The sequence below is a fragment of the Mesorhizobium sp. M7A.F.Ca.CA.004.04.2.1 genome (genome assembly GCF_004022825.1).
Lineage (GTDB): Bacteria > Pseudomonadota > Alphaproteobacteria > Rhizobiales > Rhizobiaceae > Mesorhizobium.
In genome coordinates, this window is record NZ_RZPH01000696.1 from 1 (window position 1) to 3,276 (window position 3,276).

A 3,276-nucleotide genomic window follows, 5' to 3' on the forward strand; every position below is an offset into this window, starting at 1 on the left:
AACACGGATCGAAGGTTGACTGCATGCACAAGCGCGAGATGAGCAATGCTCTCCTTTCCTGGAGGCTTGGCAGCAGATTCGATTTGACGTTGCGAGGAGCTTCAGCCGCTCGCGGCGGAAGTGATCTCAAATCTGAAGGCACCGTTGGGGCCGCAGCCATCAAACACATCTTTCTCTTTTTCGCAGCTCGTCTTCAACGCGATGCGGACTTCTTCGCGTCGACGGCGGCCGAAGGTGGAGAAGGGGCTCGACTTGCAAAAAGGAGTTGTCAATGACGTCTTACGTTCGCACCAACAGCCCGGCGCAGGTGCGCTCACTGTCCACCTTTGGCAAGCATCTGCAAAGGAGCGTGCTGACGGCGACGCTGCTTGCCGCGGCTTCGACGGGAAGTGAAGCGCAGCCCTATGTTCGTGCTGACGGCAGCACGATTGACGACTTGGAAGCGGCGCGCGCAAGTTGGCGTCATGACGCCGAATTCAATGGAAATGTGGGGCTCGCAGCCATCAACACGGATGCCGCGTATGCGTTGGGTTCCACGGGGAGGGGGCCAGAGCTCCTCGCCTGCCCTCGTCCGTCTTGACGAGTGCCCGATTACAGCCTACCTCACTATCGCGTTAGCACTCGTCCATCGCGAGTGCTAACAAAAACCCCTCAACATCCGCACCAGGGAAAAATCCGAAAATGGCAAAGTCGAAGTTCCGCCCGCTGCATGACCGCGTGGTCGTTCGCCGGGTCGAATCCGAATCCAAGACCGCTGGCGGGATCATCATCCCCGACACGGCAAAGGAAAAGCCGCAGGAAGGCGAGATCATCGCCGTCGGCTCCGGCGCTCGTGACGAAGCTGGCAAGCTGGTCCCGCTGGACGTCAAGGCCGGCGACCGCATCCTGTTCGGCAAGTGGTCGGGCACCGAAGTCAAGCTCAATGGCGAAGACCTTCTGATCATGAAGGAATCCGACATCATGGGCATCATCGGCTCATATCAGGCCCTTTCGTCAACTGAATTCCCGGGCTCGATTGAAGCCCCTGCCAGGAGCTAAAAATGGCTGCCAAAGACGTAAAATTCTCCCGCGATGCCCGCGAGCGCATGCTGCGCGGCGTCAACATCCTCGCTGACGCGGTGAAGGTCACGCTCGGCCCCAAGGGCCGCAACGTGGTCATCGACAAGTCGTTCGGCGCCCCGCGCATCACCAAGGACGGCGTCACCGTCGCCAAGGAAATCGAGCTTGAAGACAAGTTCGAGAACATGGGCGCACAGATGGTCCGCGAAGTTGCTTCGAAGACCAACGACATCGCCGGCGACGGCACCACGACCGCGACCGTTCTGGCGCAGTCGATCGTCCAGGAAGGCCACAAGGCGGTTGCCGCCGGCATGAACCCGATGGACCTGAAGCGCGGCATCGACCTCGCGGTAACCGACGTCGTTGCGACGCTGATCAAGAACGCCAAGAAGATCAAGACCTCGGAAGAGGTTGCCCAGGTCGGCACCATCGCCGGCAACGGCGATGCTTCGGTCGGCTCGATGATCGCGGAAGCGATGCAGAAGGTCGGCAACGAAGGCGTCATCACGGTTGAGGAAGCCAAGACCGCCGAGACCGAACTCGAAGTCGTCGAAGGCATGCAGTTCGACCGCGGCTATCTCTCGCCCTACTTCGTCACCAACGCCGACAAGATGGTTGCGGATCTGGAAGACGCTTACATCCTTCTCCACGAGAAGAAGCTCTCCAACCTGCAGGCCATGCTGCCGATCCTCGAGGCTGTCGTGCAGACCTCGAAGCCGCTGGTCATCATCTCGGAAGACGTCGAAGGCGAGGCTCTGGCCACGCTAGTCGTCAACAAGCTACGTGGCGGCCTGAAGATCGCCGCCGTCAAGGCGCCGGGCTTCGGTGATCGCCGCAAGGCCATGCTGGAAGACATCGCCATCCTCACCGGTGGCCAGGTCATCTCGGAAGACCTCGGCATCAAGCTTGAGAACGTCGGCCTCAACATGCTCGGCCGCGCCAAGAAGGTGTCGATCTCCAAGGAGAACACCACCATCGTCGACGGCGCCGGCAAGAAGGCCGAGATCCAGGGCCGCGTTGCCCAGATCAAGCAGCAGATCGAGGAGACCACCTCGGACTACGACAAGGAGAAGCTGCAGGAACGTCTCGCCAAGCTCGCCGGCGGCGTTGCCGTCATCCGCGTCGGCGGTGCGACCGAGATCGAAGTCAAGGAAAAGAAGGACCGCGTCGATGACGCCCTCAACGCGACCCGCGCGGCCGTCGAAGAAGGCATCGTTGCTGGTGGTGGCGTTGCCCTGCTGCGCGCTTCGGCCAACATCAAGGCCACCGGCGTCAATGCCGACCAGGCCGCCGGCATCAACATCGTGCGTCGTGCGCTGCAGGCTCCGGCCCGCCAGATCGCGGCCAACGCCGGTGCGGAAGCATCGATCGTTGCCGGCAAGATCCTTGAGAACAAGGGCGCGACCTTCGGCTACAACGCCCAGACCGGCGAATATGGCGACATGATCGCCATGGGTATCGTCGATCCGGTCAAGGTTGTCCGTACGGCTCTCCAGGACGCGGCCTCGGTCGCCGGCCTGCTGGTCACCACTGAAGCCATGATCGCGGAGGCTCCGAAGAAGGAGTCGGCTGGCGGCGGCGGCATGCCTGGCGGCATGGGTGGCGGCGGCATGGGCGGCATGGGCGGTATGGATTTCTAATCCAGCTCTGGCAGCTTTCGCAACGAGAGGGCGGCATCAATGCCGCCCTCTTTTTTTGCGAACCTCGGTCCGATGAACGATCGACGCCAACGCCGGCCATCGGCGTTAGGGCAACCTCAAAAGAACTGTCGAGTTGGTTGCGCGCGGCTTTGCGTCATCAGAGGCGCAAGGCGGTCGCGTGTGAGGATTGCGCGGTCCCATAGGCGGTTTCGGCATGTGCCTCACCTTCGACATCGACATTGCGGCCAAGCAGGAAATCGGCGGCTTTCGAGGCATGGCTTGCGGCGCGGAAGATGGCGCGGTTGTCCTCGCGCAAAACCGTCAGCCATGAGCCGATGTAGTCCGCATGGCGCACGGTCGGCTCGATGCCGAGACTGCTGCAGATGAAGGCTGATGCGATTTCGGCGACGAGTTCCTCGCGCGCATAGGTGTTGGACCCGAAGGAGCCGGATAGGTCGCGCGCGAGTCGCCTCGGGTGGCCGGTCCAGTGGCCAAGCTCGTGAAAGCAGGTCCGGTAATAGTCGATCTGGTGGAAGAAAGCCCGCTGCGGCGGCACCTGTATGGTGTCGCTGCCGGG

The 3,276-nt window shown here is 61.8% G+C and carries 4 protein-coding genes and 1 pseudogene; 4 read left to right on the plus strand and 1 reads right to left on the minus strand.

Going from position 1 to position 3,276, the window contains the following annotated elements:
• From EN893_RS38745 to groL, 4 genes and pseudogenes are all read left to right on the plus strand, one after another.
• On the plus strand, window positions 1–275 hold a 275-nt coding region (locus EN893_RS38745), incomplete at its 5' end, for a hypothetical protein (protein ID WP_206640173.1).
• Entirely contained in the window at window positions 272–580 is a 309-nt protein-coding gene (locus tag EN893_RS25380; RefSeq protein ID WP_024505643.1) for a hypothetical protein, read from the plus strand. The genes EN893_RS38745 and EN893_RS25380, both read left to right, overlap by 4 nt.
• Window positions 581–681: 101 nt before the next feature.
• A pseudogene (gene groES, locus EN893_RS25385) lies at window positions 682–975 on the plus strand (co-chaperone GroES); the annotation flags it as partial.
• 65 nt (window positions 976–1,040) lie between these two features.
• Complete coding sequence (groL, locus tag EN893_RS25390; protein ID WP_127267034.1) at window positions 1,041–2,699, plus strand: chaperonin GroEL; 1,659 nt, start codon at window positions 1,041–1,043, stop codon at window positions 2,697–2,699.
• A gap of 157 nt (window positions 2,700–2,856) precedes the next feature.
• On the opposite strand, the gene EN893_RS25395 is transcribed toward groL, so the two are convergent.
• Window positions 2,857–3,276 (minus strand): zincin-like metallopeptidase domain-containing protein (locus EN893_RS25395; RefSeq protein WP_245490903.1); only part of this gene is annotated, 420 nt, incomplete at its 5' end.